General features: G+C 74.6%; 2 protein-coding genes. Both read left to right on the top strand.

Annotated features, from left to right (window positions below):
* On the top strand, positions 1-345 hold a 345-nt coding region (locus EEJ42_RS31570), incomplete at its 5' end, for a sensor histidine kinase (RefSeq protein ID WP_342778356.1).
* 164 nt (positions 346-509) lie between these two features.
* The coding region (locus EEJ42_RS31565; RefSeq protein ID WP_184503362.1) for a sensor domain-containing protein at positions 510-1,308 on the top strand (799 nt) is incomplete at its 3' end.

Below are 1,308 nucleotides of genomic sequence, written 5' to 3'. Positions count from 1 at the left end.
GCACCCGCCATCGAAGGCATCGCCTACTTCACCGTCTCCGAACTCCTCCAGAACATCAGCAAACACAGCAACGCCCGGACCGCTTCGGTGGAGCTGTCCCGGTCGGGCAGCCGGCTGCTGATCCGGGTGCGGGACGACGGGCGCGGCGGCGCGTCCCCGGACGGGGGCAGCGGGCTGGCGGGGCTGGCGGAACGGCTCGGCTCGGTCGACGGCCGGTTCCTGGTGGACTCCCCGCCCGGCGGCCCGACCTCGGTGGAGGCCGAGCTGCCGTGGCGCGACCGCGACGGTACGAGCCGTACGGGCGGCGTCCCGCGCCGCGCGGCGGCGGCCCGCCGGTCCGCGTAGAGCGGCTCGCCGCACCGCGCAGGCCGTGCCGAAGGGGTGGGGTTAGCCCCCGGGTGAAGACGCCGACCCGCTTCATTCCCGGGGCCACCGGCCCCGGGGACTCTGGAGGACGACGACAGCGACAAGCCGGGCACCGGCTTCGGCTCGGGAGGACGGACGACGAGATGGCCACCGCATACGGACCGTACGGGCCGGGGAGCGAGCCCCGGCACCGCCTGGTGCCGCCGGCACTGCGCGCGCCGTTCGAGGCCCGCGTCTGGCGCGAGTTCCTCTATCTGCTGCTCAGCCTGCCGATGGCGGTCCTGACCTTCGCGTACGCGGCCGTCATGCTCTCCCTCGGCGCGGGGCTGCTGATCACCTTCCTCGGCGTTCCGGTGCTCGGCGCCGCCCTGGCGGGCTGCCGGGGCATCGGGGTCGTGGAGCGGGCCCGCGCCCGGGCGCTGCTGCGGCTGGAGGTGGCCGAGCCCGAGCCGGTCCGCGTGGCCGGGGGCAAGCGGGGGCCGGTGTCCTGGGTGGGCGCGCTGCTGAAGAGCGGCACCTCGTGGCGGCATGTGCTGTACGCGCTGCTGCACCTGCCGTGGGCGATCTTCGCCTTCACCGTCGCGATGGTGTTCGCCTGCTACGGCTGGGGCTTCGCGACGTATCCGCTGTGGCGCTGGGTCTTCCCCGCGTACGTCGACCAGCCGGGCCTCGAGCTGTTCGGGGACGACGACCGGGGCCGCCACTTCTACCTGGACACCCCGTTCGAGGTCGCCGCGTCCTGCGTGCTCGGGGTTCTGGTCCTCCTGGCGGCCCCGTGGGTGATGCGCGCGCTGACCAGCGTCGACCGGCTCCTGGTGATCGGGCTGCTGGGCCCGTCGCGGCTGGCGACCCGGGTGTGGGAGCTGGAGTCGGACCGGGGCACGGTGGTCGACACCGCCGCAGCCGACCTGCGCCGCATCGAACGCGACCTCCACGACGGAG

Origin of the sequence: Streptomyces botrytidirepellens, from assembly GCF_003721215.1 — a bacterium.
GTDB lineage: Bacteria > Actinomycetota > Actinomycetes > Streptomycetales > Streptomycetaceae > Streptomyces > Streptomyces himastatinicus.
Note: the sequence above shows the minus strand (reverse complement) of the source record. Positions and strands in the feature narration are given on the sequence as shown.